This is a genomic window from Pseudoflavonifractor sp. MSJ-30 (assembly GCF_018918045.1).
Taxonomy (GTDB): domain Bacteria; phylum Bacillota; class Clostridia; order Oscillospirales; family Oscillospiraceae; genus Faecousia.
Window position 1 is genome coordinate 1 of sequence record NZ_JAHLPU010000068.1, and the last position, 16,033, is coordinate 16,033.

The 16,033-nt window shown below is 57.1% G+C and carries 16 protein-coding genes; 1 reads left to right on the forward strand and 15 read right to left on the reverse strand.

What is annotated here, in order from left to right; translation table 11 throughout:
* Window positions 1-179: 179 nt before the first annotated feature.
* The 4 genes from KQI10_RS10440 to rpsO all read right to left on the reverse strand — a co-directional run bounded on the left by KQI10_RS10440 (window position 180) and on the right by rpsO (window position 4,761).
* A complete protein-coding gene (locus KQI10_RS10440; RefSeq protein ID WP_216567344.1) occupies window positions 180-554 on the reverse strand; it encodes a histidine phosphatase family protein in 375 nt (124 codons plus the stop codon).
* Window positions 555-588: 34 nt separating this feature from the next.
* Window positions 589-1,887 carry an ATP-binding protein gene (locus KQI10_RS10445; RefSeq protein WP_216567345.1) on the reverse strand — a complete coding sequence of 433 codons (1,299 nt, stop codon included), beginning with the start codon at window positions 1,885-1,887 and terminating at the stop codon, window positions 589-591.
* 199 nt (window positions 1,888-2,086) lie between these two features.
* Window positions 2,087-4,207, reverse strand: a complete 2,121-nt coding sequence (locus KQI10_RS10450; RefSeq protein ID WP_216567346.1) for a polyribonucleotide nucleotidyltransferase — start codon at window positions 4,205-4,207, stop codon at window positions 2,087-2,089.
* A 287-nt stretch (window positions 4,208-4,494) separates the two neighbouring features.
* Window positions 4,495-4,761 (reverse strand): 30S ribosomal protein S15, encoded by a 267-nt coding sequence (gene rpsO / locus KQI10_RS10455; protein ID WP_216567347.1) that lies wholly within the window; start codon window positions 4,759-4,761, stop codon window positions 4,495-4,497.
* A 330-nt stretch (window positions 4,762-5,091) separates the two neighbouring features.
* On the opposite strand from rpsO, the gene KQI10_RS12000 reads away from it, so the two are divergent.
* On the forward strand, window positions 5,092-5,184 hold the full coding sequence (locus KQI10_RS12000) for a putative holin-like toxin (RefSeq protein ID WP_371818409.1): 93 nt from the start codon (window positions 5,092-5,094) through the stop codon (window positions 5,182-5,184).
* Between the two features lie 253 nt (window positions 5,185-5,437).
* Here the strand turns inward: KQI10_RS12000 and KQI10_RS10460 are convergent, their stop codons facing one another.
* The 11 genes from KQI10_RS10460 to KQI10_RS10505 all read right to left on the reverse strand — a co-directional run bounded on the left by KQI10_RS10460 (window position 5,438) and on the right by KQI10_RS10505 (window position 15,946).
* Window positions 5,438-6,007 carry a DegV family protein gene (locus KQI10_RS10460; RefSeq protein WP_253285246.1) on the reverse strand — a complete coding sequence of 190 codons (570 nt, stop codon included), beginning with the start codon at window positions 6,005-6,007 and terminating at the stop codon, window positions 5,438-5,440.
* Window positions 5,988-6,311: a DegV family protein gene (locus KQI10_RS11745; RefSeq protein WP_253285247.1), complete on the reverse strand. Its 324-nt coding sequence runs from the start codon at window positions 6,309-6,311 to the stop codon at window positions 5,988-5,990. Before KQI10_RS11745 ends, KQI10_RS10460 begins: the two co-directional genes overlap by 20 nt.
* 91 nt (window positions 6,312-6,402) lie before the next feature.
* Complete coding sequence (locus KQI10_RS10465; protein ID WP_216567348.1) at window positions 6,403-7,815, reverse strand: radical SAM protein; 1,413 nt, start codon at window positions 7,813-7,815, stop codon at window positions 6,403-6,405.
* Window positions 7,803-8,357 (reverse strand): DUF308 domain-containing protein, encoded by a 555-nt coding sequence (locus tag KQI10_RS10470; protein ID WP_216567349.1) that lies wholly within the window; start codon window positions 8,355-8,357, stop codon window positions 7,803-7,805. Before KQI10_RS10470 ends, KQI10_RS10465 begins: the two co-directional genes overlap by 13 nt.
* Before the next feature lie 129 nt (window positions 8,358-8,486).
* The gene (locus tag KQI10_RS10475) at window positions 8,487-9,059 is read right to left on the reverse strand and encodes a TetR/AcrR family transcriptional regulator (RefSeq protein ID WP_216567350.1); all 573 of its coding nucleotides are present in this window, start codon (window positions 9,057-9,059) and stop codon (window positions 8,487-8,489) included.
* 146 nt (window positions 9,060-9,205) lie between these two features.
* Complete coding sequence (gene pgmB / locus KQI10_RS10480; RefSeq protein WP_216567351.1) at window positions 9,206-9,853, reverse strand: beta-phosphoglucomutase; 648 nt, start codon at window positions 9,851-9,853, stop codon at window positions 9,206-9,208.
* Window positions 9,854-10,106: 253 nt separating this feature from the next.
* Window positions 10,107-10,403, reverse strand: coding sequence for a hypothetical protein (locus KQI10_RS10485; RefSeq protein ID WP_216567352.1), 297 nt, complete (start codon window positions 10,401-10,403; stop codon window positions 10,107-10,109).
* Between the two features lie 12 nt (window positions 10,404-10,415).
* Window positions 10,416-12,110 carry a glycoside hydrolase family 3 protein gene (locus tag KQI10_RS10490; protein ID WP_216567353.1) on the reverse strand — a complete coding sequence of 565 codons (1,695 nt, stop codon included), beginning with the start codon at window positions 12,108-12,110 and terminating at the stop codon, window positions 10,416-10,418.
* A gap of 3 nt (window positions 12,111-12,113) precedes the next feature.
* Window positions 12,114-13,103, reverse strand: coding sequence for an ABC transporter permease (locus tag KQI10_RS10495; protein ID WP_216567354.1), 990 nt, complete (start codon window positions 13,101-13,103; stop codon window positions 12,114-12,116).
* A gap of 20 nt (window positions 13,104-13,123) precedes the next feature.
* Window positions 13,124-14,614 carry a sugar ABC transporter ATP-binding protein gene (locus KQI10_RS10500; protein WP_216567355.1) on the reverse strand — a complete coding sequence of 497 codons (1,491 nt, stop codon included), beginning with the start codon at window positions 14,612-14,614 and terminating at the stop codon, window positions 13,124-13,126.
* A gap of 267 nt (window positions 14,615-14,881) precedes the next feature.
* The gene (locus KQI10_RS10505; protein WP_216567356.1) at window positions 14,882-15,946 is read right to left on the reverse strand and encodes a sugar ABC transporter substrate-binding protein; all 1,065 of its coding nucleotides are present in this window, start codon (window positions 15,944-15,946) and stop codon (window positions 14,882-14,884) included.
* Between the last annotated feature and the right edge of the window lie 87 nt (window positions 15,947-16,033).

The window sequence follows — 16,033 nt, forward strand, 5'->3', positions numbered from 1 at the left end:
GGAAAAGATTTCCCGTGAGAGCCGCCTACACGCCTCCATTCCGCTCTCACGGGATGGCAGGCAACCGTCTTTTACCGCGCACCGTCTACAAGGAGGACAAAACTCAACCGTGGACGGTGGATTTCCACGCTGTCTATTATACAGGTGATCGCTCGAATGTCAAACAAATTTGCGAGCCCTCATTCCGCGTCCATGTACCGGATCCCGCGCAGGGCCGCTGTCATTCTCTTCCCGGCATCATTCAGCGATTCGCCGTTTTTGTAGGCATGATCCGCGTACTGTATGCCCCAGAAAGCCGCGTCCAGCGTTTGCGGATCCCCCAGCTCCCGTTCCCGGAGCCGGTCATCTGTCATCGCGCCTTCACGCAGCTCCCGGGCAGTGTACCGGGCTCTCCTGTACGGCGAGGTGTAAACCGCGTCAACGGTACGAAAAACATCCCGCCGGAACAGCTCCCGCGCCTTTTCATACCCCCGTTCGGACAGCGGCAGCATGGCTGTCGGCACTATCCTGTCCCTGATGGGTTCGGAATGTCTGATCAATAGGATCGTTTTCATTTGCTGTTGCCTCACCGGCCTTTCATACGGAAAATTATATTCTGGCGATCTGATCTATGGCATACAGCGGCAGATTCACAAGCCAGTCTTCCTTTTTGTAATCTGCCATAGAGGTGCGGATAGAAATCTCAGGAGAAAATTTCTCCCGATAAGTCCTCAGACTTTTTGCTTTCAGGTTTGTTTCCGCCTTGACTTCAACCGGAATGATCCGCTCACCCGTATCCACAATAAAGTCCACTTCGCAGGAGCCTCTGTCATTGGTATAATAATAGACATCCAGATCCTCTATGGTTTGCAGCTGCTGGCAGACATACTGTTCCGTCAGCGCGCCCTTGAATTCCACAAAAAGGTCGTTTCCATCAAGCAAGGTGCGCTGGCGCAGTCCGGTCATACAGCCAAGGAGGCCAACATCCAGCACAAACAGTTTGAACGCTTTCAGGTCCTCGTAGGCCCGTAGGGGGATTCCCGCCGCGTTGACCCGGCTGACCTTATGCACAAGGCCGCAGTCGCTGAGCCAAAGGATGGCAGTTTCATAGTCTTTTGCGCGGCCGCCTTCCCGGACAAGGCCGTAGATAAACTTCTTGTTTTCCTTTGCCAGCTGGGAGGGTATGCTGTTCCACAGCATCCGCAGCCTCGGCACGATCTCGTTTGGCGCATGCTTGGAAAAGTCCTGCTCATAGGCCGCAAGGATCCGCTTCTGAATTTCACGGACCTCATTAAAGTCCTTGCTTTCCGCAAAGCACGCCACCGCTTCCGGCATGCCGCCGACAAAGTAATAGTACCTCAACGCATCGATATATGTTTGCTTAAAGCTCGTGATCATCTGGAAATCCTGCTTATCCAGCAATTCAGCAAACTGCTCCTGCCCAGTGGCCATCAGGAATTCCCGAAAGGACAGCGGATAGAGCTTCAGAAAATCTACTTTGCCCACAGGAAAAGACGTACCCTGATGCAAGGCGATCCCAAGCAGGGAACCCGCGCACACAATATGATACTGCGGTGCGTTTTCATAAAAGTATTTCAAAGAGGCCAGCGCCCTCGGGACCTCCTGGACTTCATCAAATATCAGCAGAGAGCTCTCCGGGTCAATTTTATGCCCTACATACAACTCCAGCCCCAGGATCAGGCGATCTGTATTCAAGTCCGAGGCAAACAGCTCCGCCATTCTGGAGTTGGCATCAAAGTTGATATACACGGTATCCGCATAGGCCTGTCTGCCGAACTCCTTCATCAGCCAGGTTTTGCCGACCTGCCGGGCACCTTCAATAATCAAGGGTTTCCGACGCTTGCCTTGCTTCCAGTTTAACAGCTTTTCCATGGCAATTCGATACATAAGCACACCTCCGTTACCATTGTCTCTCTATACTATAACATCATACCGCAAAAATTACAACGAATTTTTGCGGTATGATTACATTTTTTACGCTGAATAATTGCCTAATGCAGCAGCTCTTCCCCACAGATACAAAAGCCGCCGTTGGGCATCCCTCCTGACAGGAGGAGCCCAACGGCGGCTGTATTGTTATTGCGGCTTACTTGCCTTCCATTTCCTTCAGGGCGTCCTTGCGGCTGAAGTTGGCGCGGCCCTTTTCGTCGAAACCCATGAACTTGACCCAGGTCATGTCGCCCAGATTCAGCACGTCCTCGACCTTTTCCACACGGCGGTTTTCCAGCTTGGAAATGTGAACCATGCCGTCGTGGCCCGGGGCGATCTCAACGAAAGCACCGATGGGCAGGATGCGGACCACCTTGCCGTAGTAGAGCTTGCCCACCTCGGGAACGAAGCAGATGTCGTCTACCATCTTCTTGGCGGCGTAGGCGGCGGCAGCGTCCACGGCGGAGATGAAGACGGAGCCGTCGTCATCGATGTCCACCTTGGCGCCGGTGTCGGCGCAGATCTTCTGGATGGTCTTTCCGCCGGAGCCGATGACTTCCCGGATCTTGTCCACGGGGATCTTCAGGCTCAGCATCTTGGGAGCATACTCGGAAACCTCGGCACGGGGCGCGGGGATGCAGGGGAGCATGATCTCATTGAGGATCTCCAGACGGGCCTTCCGGCAGCGTTCCAGAGCGTCGGCAATGATCTCCATGGTGAGCCCACGGTTCTTCAGGTCCATCTGAATGGCGGTAATGCCCTCGGTGGTACCGGCCACCTTGAAGTCCATTTCGCCGTGGAAGTCTTCCACGCCCTGAATGTCGGTAAAGGTTCTCCATTCGCCGGTCTCCTGGTCGGAGATCAGGCCGCAGGAAATACCGGCCACAGGCCGCTTGATGGGCACACCGGCATCCATCAGGGCCAGAGTAGAGCCGCAGATGGAGCCCTGAGAGGTGGAGCCGTTGGAGGACAGCACCTCGGAAACCACCCGGATGGCATAGGGGAACTCCTCCACGCTGGGAATCACAGGCAGCAGGGCCTTTTCAGCCAGAGCGCCGTGGCCGATCTCCCGGCGGGAGGTGGAACGGGCGGCACGGGCCTCGCCGGTGGAGTAGGCGGGGAAGTTATAGTGGTGGATATAACGCTTGGTGTCCTCGGGGTAGATGGTGTCCAGCTTCTGGGCGGCGGACAGGGTATTCAGGGTGCAGACGGACAGCACCTGCGTCTGGCCACGGGTGAACAGGCCGCTGCCGTGGACTCTGGGCAGCACACCAACCTCGGCATCCAGGGGACGAATTTCGTCCATGCCGCGGCCGTCTACACGCTTGCCCTGGAGCAGCCACTTCTTGACGACCTTCTTCTGCATCTTGTACAGGCACACCTCAATATGGGTATCGAAGTCCTCGTACTTGTCGGCAAACTTCTCGGCAAAGTCCAGCCGGGCGGCGGTGAGCCGCTCCTCCCGGACATTCTTGTCGGGGGTATCCAGAGCGTACTCGATCTGGTCCAGGCCGTAGTTCATCAGGTCGTCCAGCAGCTCATGGTTGACGGCAGCCTTTTCAAAGGTGAACTTGGGCTTGCCGATCTCGGCCACGATGCCATTGATGAACTTCACGATCTCCATGTTGGTCTCGTGGGCAATGCGGATAGCCTCCAGCACCACGCCCTCGGGGGCCTCATTGGCCTCAGTCTCGATCATGACCACCTTTTCGAAGGTGGAGGAAATGCAGACGAAGCAGTCGCAGGCATTGCGCTGATCCGCGGAGGGGTTGATGATATACTCGCCGTTCAGGTGGCACACATTGGTGGTGGCCACAGGTCCGTTCCAGGGCACATCGGAGGAAGCGATGGCGATGGAAGCGCCCAGAGAGGCCACGATCTCCACGGGGTTGTCGTAGTCGTTGGCCAGAACGGTGCAGGTCACAACGGTGTCGTTGCGCAGCTCCTCGTCGAAGAGGGGACGCATGGGCCGGTCAATGATCCGGCTGTTGAGGATGCCCCGCTCAGAGGGCTTGCCCTCCCGGCGGTTGAAGGAGCCGGGGATCCGGCCTACGGAGTACATACGCTCCTCAAACTCGATGGTCAGAGGAAAGTAGTCAATACCGGCCTTGGGGATGGGGTTGGAAGTGCAGGTCGTCAGCACCACGGTGTCGCCATAGCGGCAGATGCACTCGGCATTGGCCAGCTCAGCCACCTTACCGGTCTCCACGGTAAAGGGACGGCCGCCGATTTCCATTTCGTACACCTTGTGGTTGGGGAACTGCTTGTGAGTAATCATTGGTGAACCTCCTGTTGTGATTTTTTATTTTCTCGGGAGGTTTAGCACTTGAAACTGGTGGGATAACATTCTGTCATTGCGAACCAGCGCGCACGCTGGTGTGGCAATCCCCCCCGTTAAACGCACAATCTGAAAACCCGGGGGATTGCCACGGCAGTGTGCGCACTGCCTCGCAATGACACCGGTTGGGGGAAGGTTTGAAAACCCATCACTTTCAAACGCTAAAGGGACTCCCGAAAATTTGAGATGTGAAAAAGGGGCGACGGATTCCGTCGCCCCGGGGAATATTACTTACGGATACCCAGCTTGGCGATCAGAGCACGGTAGCGGTTGATGTCCTTCTTTGCCAGATAGTCCAGCATCTTGCGGCGCTTACCAACCATCATCAGCAGACCACGGCGGGAGTGGTTGTCATGCTTGTGCACGCGCAGGTGATCGGTCAGCTCGTTGATGCGGGCGGTCAGGATGGCGATCTGAACCTCGGGAGAACCGGTGTCGCCCTCGTGGGTAGCGTTGTCCAGGATAACCTGGGTCTTCTTTTCCTTCTGGATCATTGTGTTTTCCACCTTTTTATTGTATTTTCTCAGGGGCTAAGTATGGGGTCTGGTGAAATACCCGTAGGTTTTCTCCCGCAACTGAGCCCGGGGAATATGCCGACCCATAGTCAGCAGTCGCATTGTATCACAAGTATTTCCAAAAGTAAAGAGTTTCTTTCGCGCAATGCTATTTTTGTGCGTTACACGCCCCACTCTTTTGCTTGCAATTTGTCAAATCCTGTGCTATGCTGTCTGCGGTGCTACCAGTACCCCGGTAGGCGGTTCCCTCGGATCTTTTTTCGGGGGTGATACTTCTTGCCCCCAATCGAAAGAGAGGGGGTGACAGGCATGGACGTTACATGGGAAGGAATTTTTCAATTCTGCATGGTCATTATTGCTGTCATTACCCTGGTTCGCCAGGATAACAACAAGAAGAGATAATCGCCAGCTCTCCAAAGTTACGATTATCTCTTCGTGACATATACAGGGAGCCGACCTACTGGCAGCACCCTTTGTATCTACAGTATACCCCAGTTTTATTTTTTTGTCAACTGCTTCGCTGCTTTGCGGGGCAGTTGATTCTCTTATAACCGGAACATTGCGGATTTGTTGTGCAGCCCCGCCTGTGACCTCATGGGAAGTGACATCCGGGATGGTCCCGCCATGGATTTACAGGGGGTGGGACGGTCGAGTTTCATTTTGCCTCCCCCTCCGTCAGAATATCCCGTGCGATGCCGACGCCCAGAGCGCCGTAGCCCACATGGCAGCAGACGCTGATGGGCAGAGGGTCCAGACCGATCTCATATTCCGGGAAGGCCTCCCGCAGAGCAGCCTGCCAGTTTTCTCCCGCCTGCCGGTCCCCGGCATAGGCGGCCCGGATGAAAAGACGCTCTCCCTCCAGACGCCGGCTGTCCTCCCGCAAGCCCTCGATCATGGCCTGCATGGCGGAGCGCATGCCCCTTACCTTCCGGTAGGCGTCCAGCTTTCCGCTCCGGATGCACAGCACGGGCTTGATGCTCAGCATACTGCCCAGAGCCGCCCCCGCCGCCGTCACCCGGCCGCTCTTTTTCAGCAGATCCAGGGTGTTGACCGCAATGAAGATATCAGAGTTTCCCCCGTCCTGTTCCAGATATTCCCGGATTTCCGCCCCGGTTTTTCCCTGCCGGGCCAGAAAGGCTCCGTCCAGAGCCGCCTGCCGCTGGGTAACGGAGATCCGGCGGGTATCCGCCACCAGAACCCGGCCGTCATAGTCGCCCGACAGCATGGCGGCGGTCTGGTAGCCGCCGGAGAGTCCCCGCGGACATGGGGATATAGACCACCTGGTCACAGTCTTCCAGCAGCCGCTCCCAGCAGTCCGTCAGTGCCCCGGGGGCTGGCTGGGACGTGGAAACCTCCGCTCCGGAACCCAGGCAGGAGAAGATCTCCGCCTGGGTAATGGTGTCATATTCAAAATAGCACGCCCCGGCCAGATTGACAGGCATGGGGATCAGATCGATTCCCAGCCCCGCCGCCTCTTCCGGGCGCAGGCCGCTGTTGGTATCCGTGACTATGGCTGTTTGTTTGCGCATGGGTTGTTCTCCTATCTGTCAGGGCGGCTGAAAAACGGGCCGTCCGGGGTATGGGACGGTCCGTTGGAGCGATCAAAACCGGGCTTGAAGATCAGTTCCTGGGCTTCCAGTCCTTGTAGTTTTCGTAGTTGTGTACGGGATGCTTTTCCTCCGCCCAGAGCTTTTCGGCACAGGGCTTCCAGTTCTCGGCGTATTCCCGGCACTTGCCGCACAGATGCTCGGCAGACTCCGGGGATTGCAGGTCCGTGGACTTGGCACCGGTCTGGGCCACCATCTTCTGCAAAATTTCCGGGTTTTCCAGCATGGGGCAGGGCCGCAGGTGGTTTTCGTTGAAGGGCTGGTTGTCCCGGTAGGCCATGAACAGGGGGCTCTTGAGGATTTCCAGCAGGGTGTGGGTGCGGATATTGGCATTGGAGTAGTGGATGAACACACAGGGCTCCGCGTCGCCGTTGGCGTTGATGTGGAAGTAGTTCCGGCCACCGGCAATGCAGCCGCCTACAAACTCGCCATCGTTCTGGAAGTCCATGGTGAACAGGCCCTCGCCGTCCTGGAGCTTCCGGATCTGACGGATGCGGTCTTTCAAATACATCCGCTGCTCCGGGGTGGGCAGCAGATCCACGGAAGCCTCATTGCCCACGGGCATATAGTGGAAGTACATGGCGTAGCGGCAGCCCTTGTCTACCATGAGCTTTACAAACTCCGGGCTGGTGACGGACATGCAGTTCTTGGAGGTGTAGCAGATGGAGGTGCCGAAAATCAGGCCGTTGGCTTTCAGCAAATCCATGGCGTGCATGACCTTGCCGTAAACGCCCTGGCCCCGGCGCAGGTCGTTGACCTCCGGGTCGCCCTCCAGAGAGATGGCAAGCATCAGGTTGCCCACCCGCTTCATGTCGGCGCAGAAGGCCTCGTCTACCAGAGTACCGTTGGTGAAGGCCAGAAACTGGCAGTCGTTAAACTCCTGGCACAGCCGGATGACATCCTTTTTCCGCACCAGAGGTTCGCCGCCGGTGAACATATAGAAGTAGACGCCCAGATCCCGGCCCTGCCGAACCACGCCGGCAAGCTCTTCATAGGTCAGGTTCAGCTTGTTGCCGTACTCCGCGGCCCAGCAGCCGGTGCAGTGCAGGTTGCAGGCGGAGGTGGGGTCCATGAGGATCAGCCAGGGAATGTTGCACTGGTGTACTTCCCGCATTTTGCGGATGGTCATGGTGCCGTTCAGCATGGCCTCAAAGCCGAAGTTCAGCACAGTGGTCCGCAGTACATTGTGGTCCACCTCATCCAGCGCCCGGTTGATATAGCGGCTCAGGGCACTGTTTTCGTCTTTGATCAGATTCCGGTAGGCGTCTCCATTGACCTGGATGCTGCTTCCGGCAACATACTTTTCCATCAGGTCGATGAGCTTCAGCAGTTCCGTCTCCCGGTCTCCCCGGCTCACCTTTTTCAGGGTCTGGTCAATGCCGATGCCCGCGGCGGTTCTGGCCGCGATGTGCGTCAAACTTCCCATTCTTTTTTCCTCCTAATTGTATTTACGGTACTTTGGGTAACGTACAGGTTGAGCACGCCGTCAGCGGCCAGATTGGCCCCGATCAGGCGGCTGACTATATGAAAGTCCTGAAACTCCGTCAGAACCACCAGCACGCCAATGGCCACCGCCACCAGTGCCATGCCCAGAATCAGCCGCCAGCGCTCCATGCCGACGCGTCTGGCGTCAATGGCCGTCTGCACCTTGGACAGGGCATCGATCAGGAAAAACACGCCCAGTACCATGACGATATGCCCCGCCGCCTGGGGATTCCAGATCATATAGCAGCCCAGCACCGCGGAAGCAATGCCCAGAATCAGATCGAACTGAAAGGCCAGCTGCAGGATGTCCCTGGAGAAATACCCCAGAATCCGCACAATGCCGAAGCCGATCATCAGCAGTCCCCCCGCAAGCATAAACGCGTGCTCCGGCACCCGGGCCCGGATCAGCACCGTCAGCCCGAAGGCAATCAGCGCGCAGGCGAAAACGCTGTAGGCGTACTTCACAGCTTTCAGCTTCTTCAACTGCCTGCCCCCTTTCCTGTTTCGGATGTCTGGATTCTATCCTTTTTGGGGGTGGTTTTCTACGGGCAAAAAAGCGGAACCGTCCGAATTCGGATGGTTCCGCTTTTTTGTCTGAATTTCAGAGGTTCCTTAGGGATGCTCTTTGGAAAACTGAATGTAATTCTGAATGACATCATCCACAGAGGCGTAGAAGGAGCCCTCGATCCGCTCTGCCAGATTCTGATCCTCGGTCGGGATATTCTCCCGGATTCTGTGCATGGTCAGGCCCACCACGGCGTAGCTGTAGAAATGGGTCACATAGTGAATGCCCTCCTCGCTGAGGCCGTAGGGCGCCGCGGCCTTTCGGACGAACCGCTCCACAAACAGCTCCGCGCCGGTCTCCATATACCGGGAAATCCGCTCCCGGTCCTCGGACTGGTAGATATGGTAAATGGCCCGGCGGTTGTTCCGCACCACGGCGCTGAGCCGCCGGTACTCCTCCACAAAGGAATCGCTTCTCTCCGTGCTCTCCGAAAAGTTCCGGATCTCCTGAGCAAAAAGCGCGTCCAGCAGGGCAGGGATATTCTCATAGTAATAGTAAAACGTATTCCGGTTGATATCCGCTTCCTCTATGACATCCTTCACCGTGATCTTGTCCAGAGGCTTCCGGGTCAGCAGATCCATAAATGCCTGCATAATGACTGCCTGCGTCCGTCTTGCCATGGAAAATCTCCTTGTCGAAATAATAGGCGGGTAACGAAAATGTCCGCTTCCAAAGTCAGTCCATTCTTTCGCTATAATTATATCGTTTTTCCCCTTTTATTTCAAGAAGATTCTGGTCTTCTCCGTGGCAATCACATGTGTTTCCCCTACCGCAGCCCCTTCACGATCTCCGGCAGCTCCGAAAAAGCGGACATATTGAAGTCCCCCGCCTTCGCTTTGGCGGCATCGCCTACGCAGGCTACCCGAAAACCGCCGGCGTGACCGGCCTGGACTCCGGAGATTGCGTCCTCCACCACCAGGCAGACCTCCGGTTCTTCTCCCAGATACTCCGCCGCCTTCAGGAACACCTCCGGGTCCGGCTTGCTGCGGGTAATATTGTTTCCGTCCGAAAGGGCGTCGAAATAGTCCTTCAGGCCGATGCGCTCCAGAATATAAGGCGTATTTTTGCTGGAGGAGCCAATGGCCAGTTTCAGCCCCGAAGCCCGGAGAGCATCCAGAGTGGCGCGGACCTCCGGCGTCAGATCCTTGGGCCCCATGTTTGCCAGAAGCGCGCGGTAGGCGTCGTTTTTCATTGCTGCCAGCTGCTGCTTCCGCTCACCGCTCAGGGGTTCGCCGGTGTATTTCTCCAGAATGATATTCAGACTGTCCATGCGGCTGACGCCCCGGAGGCGGTTGTTGATCTCCCGGTCAAAGGGGACGCCCAGGGCGTCCGCCATTTTCTTCCAGGCGAGATAGTGGTATTCATCTGTGGAGCAGATGACACCGTCCAAATCAAAAATAATTGCTTTCAGCATTTTTCTCTCTTCTTTCTTTGCAGCCCTGTCCATCCGTCGGCTGGGTGCCTCCGGCGGGGAGCTTCTTGTCCAGCTAAGAAGCTCCCCAAGAATGCGGTTTAAGGGGGCGCTGCGCGACGCACCGCTCTCCTTAAGAATTCTTCCGGCCTCAAAACCAACAGAGTCTCTGCTTGCGTAGCTTACCGGGCCTGCTGGCTGTCATTCGATGAGGCGATTGCAAAATTATGATTCTTAAACGGATGACCTTGCTGTATTACCGCAGGACCTGTGTGAAATTCACGCAGATCCCCTGACGGATTTCCTTTTTGCGGTTCACAAAATACAGAATATAATCCGCCAGCACCATGGCTTCGTTCAGAAGGTAAAAATACACCGCCCCGTCTACGGAAACCAGCAGCTTATTCAGGATGCCGAAAATATAGGCCAGGACAATGAAGCTCATGAACAGCAGATTCTTTCCCTTTGTGGTCCCGTTTTTCCAGCTGTTATACAGGTTGATGGGCCAGGCCAGGCCGAAGCATACAATCATCAGCACTTCCAGGATCGACATGCCGCGCCCCCCTTACAGCCGGGTATCCCACAGCCCCGCGAAGGGATCCACAGGGCTGATGCCCTTGAATTCGCTGCGGCCCATGAGCTTTTCCACCACCGCGCGGACCGTGTCGGCGTTGCAGTAATAGGCGTTGATGTATGTACGGATCATGGGCACATCCACCAGATGGTAGGGATTGGAGAAGGACAGGAACAGGGACGGGAAGTCGCGGACATATTTGGGAGAGCTTTCCCCAAGAAAATCATCCCAGGTGATCCGGATGGTGGTCTGGTTGCTGCCGACCTTCATATTGGCAAAATAAATCACAAGATCTGTCTCTTTCTGATAGTCCGCCAGACTGAAATCCACATCCGGGTAGCGTCCGTCCTTGAAATAGGTAACGTGGAAGCCCTCTTTTTCCAGCAGGGCTTTCAGCAGCTCCAGCTCCGGCAAATAGCCGCTCTCCGGGAGGTTTTCGTTGGTGATCTGGATCAGCTTGACATTCGGGGTCTTCGCCGGGGAGAGCGGGAGCAGGTTTTCTTTGTTCTTGACCAGCGTGACGCAGCGGTCCGCCACGTCCGCGGCGATGGCCCGATGCTCCGGACAGCGGAGGCAGGACAGGGCCGACGCCTCCGGCACGGCGGGCTTTCTGTCCAGATGGATGCTGGCCTTCAGGGCAAGAATCCGGGTAACGGCCTCGTCCAGCCGCTTGTGGCTGAGCAGGCCCTTTTCAAGGCCCTCCAGCATGAAGCCCACGTCCTCCTTCTGGTTGATGGTGAACAGGAACATATCCGCGCCGTTTTCAATGGCGGTGGGAACCGCCAGATGCCGGGGCATGCTGCAGGTAAAGCCCACCATCTGGGTGGCATCCGTGACGATTACGCCATTAAAGCCCATTTTCTCCCGGAGGACGCCCTGCATCAGCTCCCGGCTCAGGGAGCCGGGAAGGATATCCTCATCCCGGATATCCGGGTTGATTTCCCGGCACAGAGCGGGCTGCCGGATGTGGGCGCACATGACCGTAGGCGCGCCGTAGTCGATGAGGGTCTGGTAGATGTGGCCGTAGGTGGCGTACCACTCCTCCGCCGACAGACTGTTGACGCTGCTCATCAGGTGCTGATCCCGGTAGTCCACGCCGTCGCCGGGGAAGTGCTTGATGGTGGTGACCACCTCATGCTCCCGGCAGGCGTCCATATAGCCCTTGGCCATGGCAATGATCCGCTCCGGGTCGCTGCCGTAGGTCCGGACATTGGTAATGGGGTTTTCCGGATTTCTGTCAATGTCCACAATGGGCTCAAAGGTCCAGTTGACGCCCCCGGCGCCGCCCTCCCGGCAGGCAACCTGAGCAAGCTGATAGGCAGTTTGGGGGTCGTCCGTCGCGGCGCAGCCCATGGGGCTGGCAATGTAGGTGCCGTCCGTCAGGCCGCCGTTGCCGCCGGAGCCGCCCCGCTCCAAGTTGCAGGCCACCAGCAGAGGAATCTTCGCCTTTGCCTGAAGCCGCCGGGAAAAGGCGTGCATCTTCTCCCCGGGGAAGGGCCGGTACATAACGCCGCCGGGCTCGATGAAGTCGAAGAGCTTTTCCGGCGCGGAGCCGGGGCGGTCCCACAGAATTTCGCAGAACAGCTGTCCGACCTTTTCCCTGTCGGTCATTCCCGCCAGGGTCTTTTCCACCCATTCGCAGCCCGCGTCGTCCAGACAGAAGGGCTTCTTTCTCAAATCAATCATGAATTACTCCTTATTCCGCATCCGGTCGTAAATGCGCTCGCTGTACACGTCCAGAATCACGGCGACCAGAATAATAACGCCCTTGGAGACCATCTGCCAATAGCTGGAGACGTGCAGCAGGTTCAGGCCGTTGCTGATCAGACCGATGACCAGGCAGCCGAACAGGGTGCCCACCACGGTGCCGGAGCCGCCGCCCATGGGCGTGCCGCCGATGACCACCGCGGCGATAATATCCATAACGGTGTCGCCGCCCAGAGTCGTCTGGGCAGAGGCCACACGGCCACAGCTGACCAGCGCCATAATGGCAATGGTAAAGCCCAGCAGCGCCGCCACGTAGATCCGGGTGCGCTTCACGTCAATGCCGGAGACCCGGGCCGCGTCGGGGTTGCCGCCGATGGCGATCACATTCCGGCCGAACTGGGTGCGGCTGAAAATCACATGGCCAATCAGAATGAACACCAGCATCAGCAGCACCGAGAAGGGAATGGGCCCCAGGAAGCCCTGGCCCATGAAGATGATGCCGGGATTCAGGTTGCTGATGGGAGAGCCGTTGGACAGCAGCATCAGCGCGCCCCGGAAAATCTGCTGCATGGCCAGGGTGACCAGGAAGGGCGGCAGGCCGAATTTGTTCTCGATCACGGCGTTCACACTGGAGCAGGCCATGGCGACCACAACGCAGATCAGCAATATCACCGGGAAAGGCAATCCCGTCTGGCTCAGCAGACCGGAGACAATGCCGGTCATGCACATCAGATAGCCCGCGGAAAGGTCAACACTGTCCGAGGCCAGCAGGAAGGTATAACCCACGCCGATGATGCCGTTGGCGGCAATCTGCCTTGCCAGACTCATCAGGTTGCCGGAGGTGGCAAAGGTTCTGGTCGTCAGCGTCAGCAAAGTGGAGAAAACCAGCACCAGCAGCAGCGCCCGGTTTTTCAGAAAAAATATCAGGATGCTGTCCCTGGACAGCTTTTTCTTGTTTGCTTTGGTTTCCATCGTTTATGTCCTCCGATCTCCTACTGGGCAATGCCGAACATCTCGCCCATGATCTGTTCCGCCGTCGCCCCATTGCGTTTGTGCTCCGCGACGATCTCTCCGCCCCGGACCACCATGACCCGATCACTCATTCCCATGACCTCAGGCAGGTCGCTGGAGATCAGGATAATTGCCATTCCCTGGGCCGCAAGCATATTGCAGTATTCGTAAATTTCACTTTTCGCGCCCACATCCACGCCCCGGGTGGGCTCATCCAGAATCAGGATTCTGGGCTCGTTCAGCAGTGCCCGGCCAACCATGACCTTCTGCTGGTTTCCGCCGGACAGGGACCAGATGGGCGCGTCGCTGCCCGCCGTCTTCACATGGAGCTTGCGGATCATGTCCTCCGTGTCCGCCCGCTCCCGGGCGAAATTCACAACGCCGAATTTGCAGATTTTATAGAAATAGGCCAGCGTCATATTCAGCCGGAGGTTCATCTTCTTCACAACGCCCTGCCGCAGGCGGTCCTCCGTAACCATGGCGATGCCATGGCTCAGGCCCTGTCGGGGCGTCCGGTTTTCCACCTTTTTTCCGTCAATATAGATTTCGCCGGTATCCGCCGGGACAATGCCGTAGATGCCCTGCATGATCTCCGTTCTTCCCGCGCCGACCAGCCCCGCAAAGCCCAGCACCTCTCCGGCCCGAACCCGGAAGCTGACGCCGTCGTACACGCCGCTCTTGCCCAGATTCTTTACCTCCAGAAGGACCTCCCCCGGCTCCTGCTGGATCTTGGGGTAGAGGTTCTCCACCTTTCTTCCGGCAATGCCGTTGATGAGATCGTCCATGGTCAGCTCACTGACCTTGTGCAGGCCCACCATATGGCCGTCCCGGAAAATCGTGACCCTGTCCGCCAGGTCGAAGACCTCCTCCAGCTTATGGCTGATGAAGAGCACCGAAACGCCGTTTTTCGTCAGCTGCCGGATGATCTTATAGAGCACCTTCACCTCTTTATCAGAAAGGGCGCTGGTAGGCTCGTCCATAATGACGATCTGGGAACCATAGGAAATGGCGCGGGCGATCTCCACCATCTGCATCTGGGCGGTACTCAGGTTCTTCACCTGTTCTTTGGGGTTCAACTCAATGCCGTATTCGTCAAAAAGCCGTTGGGTCTCCTCCTCGCAGAGCCTGGGGAAGTAGATGCCGCCCTTGGAAAACCGGCCGCACCGGCCGATCCATACATTATCCGCCACCGTCATGCTGGGAACAAGGCACAGCTCCTGATGGATCATGGAAATGCCTTTTTTCAGGGCGTCGCTGGGACTTTTGGGCTCATAGGGCTCCCCGTTCAGAAGCATGGAGCCCCTGCTGGGCGGAAAGCTGCCCAGCAGGATATTCATCATGGTGGATTTGCCCGCGCCGTTTTCACCTGCCAGCGCCAGTACCTCGCCCTTCTCCAGATCAAAGCTCACGCCGGAGAGCGCGTGGGTCGAGTAGAAATTCTTGCTGACGTCTTTAACTTCCAGTACCTTCATTGTATCTCTCACCTTATCTCGTTTCCCGGCCTGTCCTCCGGGGGAATAAAAGGCAGCACCGCACAATTCGGCAAGAAGGCTCAGACAGGATTTTTGCCTCAATTCAAGGTTCCGAAAATGGAGGAATACTGTATGTATTTCCCATTTTGGGAACTGCAGAAGTGGGGTAAAAAGACGGCTGAGACTCGCAGACGCAATTATGCGGTGCTGCCTTAGGATCTCACGCGCCATTTTCCGTATTTCCGGCGCGTGAGATTCTTTGGCATATTACGCGACGGGCTCCATACCGGCGGCCTTCATGACCTCCACATAGGTCTCCGGGGTAACCAGCTGGTAGTAGCCGACCACCTGATTGGTCTTCTCAACGGTCTCGCCGTTCAGAGCGGCCTCCACATAGTCCGCGGAGGAGACGGCCAGCTGCCGCATGGCCATCAGCACGGAGGCATCCAGTTCACCGCTCTTCAGGTAGCTCTGGCCCGTGGTGGAGCAGTCGATGGAGACCACGATATAGTCGTCCAGGCTGCCGCCCTTGGCCTTGATGGCGTTGATGATGCCGGCGGCCTGCTCGTCGGACTGGGTCACGAAGCAGTTGATATTCTCATAGGAGGTCAGCATATCGGTGGTGATGTCGTAGGCCTTCTGGGTATCGAACTCGGCGTACTGGCTGGCGATCAGATGCACCCGGTCCGCGTACTGGCCATTCAGGCAGTCGCTCTCGAAGCCCTCGTAGCGCTGCTGCACGGAGGAGGAACCGGACTGGCCGTAGATGAAAGCCACATTCAGCTCCAGCGCCGGATCCTTTTCCAGCAGACCGTTCAGATAACCGGCCTGAGCCTTGCCGGCCTCGTGGTGGTCGCCGGCAACATAGGTGTAGTAGCTGTCTTCCTTGGCCTCGATCTTTCTGCCGGCAATGATCACAGGGATGCCCGCGGCGCCCAGCTCCTCAATGGCGGCGGCGGAACCGGCGGTGTCGCAGCCCATGATGACCACGGCCTCGCAGCCCATATTCATCAGAGATTCCATATTGTTCAGCTCGGTGGCCACGTCGCCGTTGGCGTTCAGCAGAACAGGCTCCCAGCCATGCTCTCTGGCAACGCTCTCAAAGTAGTCCGCCATGGTCTTCATGGTGGAGTCCATGGAGTTCAGAGAGTAGCCGATGAGGTGGGTCTGGGAATCTTCGGCGGCTTCTGTGGTCTCGGTCTTGTTTTCGGTCTGGGCGGCCTGGGTGGTGGAGGCCGTATTGGAATTGCCGCAGGCGGCCAGGCTCAGCACCAGGATGACCGTCAGCAGGAGCGCTGTCAGCGCCCGCCAGGAAGAATGGATCGCTTTCATAAAATGTTCTCTCCTTTTTGTCTTTTTTGTTTGTCTGTTTCGGCAGATCTGCATCGGCTTATTTCTATGAATAACTTATGCAAATCT

Coding starts and splice junctions, on each gene's coding strand:
- KQI10_RS10445 (WP_216567345.1), bottom strand. CDS start 1,887: ATGTATCGAATTGCCATGGAAAAGCTGTTAAACTGGAAGCAAGGCAAG.
- KQI10_RS10475 (WP_216567350.1), bottom strand. CDS start 9,059: ATGGCAAGACGGACGCAGGCAGTCATTATGCAGGCATTTATGGATCTG.
- pgmB (WP_216567351.1), bottom strand. CDS start 9,853: ATGCTGAAAGCAATTATTTTTGATTTGGACGGTGTCATCTGCTCCACA.
- KQI10_RS10465 (WP_216567348.1), bottom strand. CDS start 7,815: ATGGGAAGTTTGACGCACATCGCGGCCAGAACCGCCGCGGGCATCGGC.
- KQI10_RS10460 (WP_253285246.1), bottom strand. CDS start 6,007: ATGCTGTCGGGCGACTATGACGGCCGGGTTCTGGTGGCGGATACCCGC.
- KQI10_RS10490 (WP_216567353.1), bottom strand. CDS start 12,110: ATGATTGATTTGAGAAAGAAGCCCTTCTGTCTGGACGACGCGGGCTGC.
- KQI10_RS11745 (WP_253285247.1), bottom strand. CDS start 6,311: ATGCGCAAACAAACAGCCATAGTCACGGATACCAACAGCGGCCTGCGC.
- KQI10_RS12000 (WP_371818409.1), top strand. CDS start 5,092: ATGGACGTTACATGGGAAGGAATTTTTCAATTCTGCATGGTCATTATT.
- KQI10_RS10450 (WP_216567346.1), bottom strand. CDS start 4,207: ATGATTACTCACAAGCAGTTCCCCAACCACAAGGTGTACGAAATGGAA.
- KQI10_RS10485 (WP_216567352.1), bottom strand. CDS start 10,403: ATGTCGATCCTGGAAGTGCTGATGATTGTATGCTTCGGCCTGGCCTGG.
- KQI10_RS10440 (WP_216567344.1), bottom strand. CDS start 554: ATGAAAACGATCCTATTGATCAGACATTCCGAACCCATCAGGGACAGG.
- KQI10_RS10505 (WP_216567356.1), bottom strand. CDS start 15,946: ATGAAAGCGATCCATTCTTCCTGGCGGGCGCTGACAGCGCTCCTGCTG.
- KQI10_RS10495 (WP_216567354.1), bottom strand. CDS start 13,103: ATGGAAACCAAAGCAAACAAGAAAAAGCTGTCCAGGGACAGCATCCTG.
- KQI10_RS10500 (WP_216567355.1), bottom strand. CDS start 14,614: ATGAAGGTACTGGAAGTTAAAGACGTCAGCAAGAATTTCTACTCGACC.
- rpsO (WP_216567347.1), bottom strand. CDS start 4,761: ATGATCCAGAAGGAAAAGAAGACCCAGGTTATCCTGGACAACGCTACC.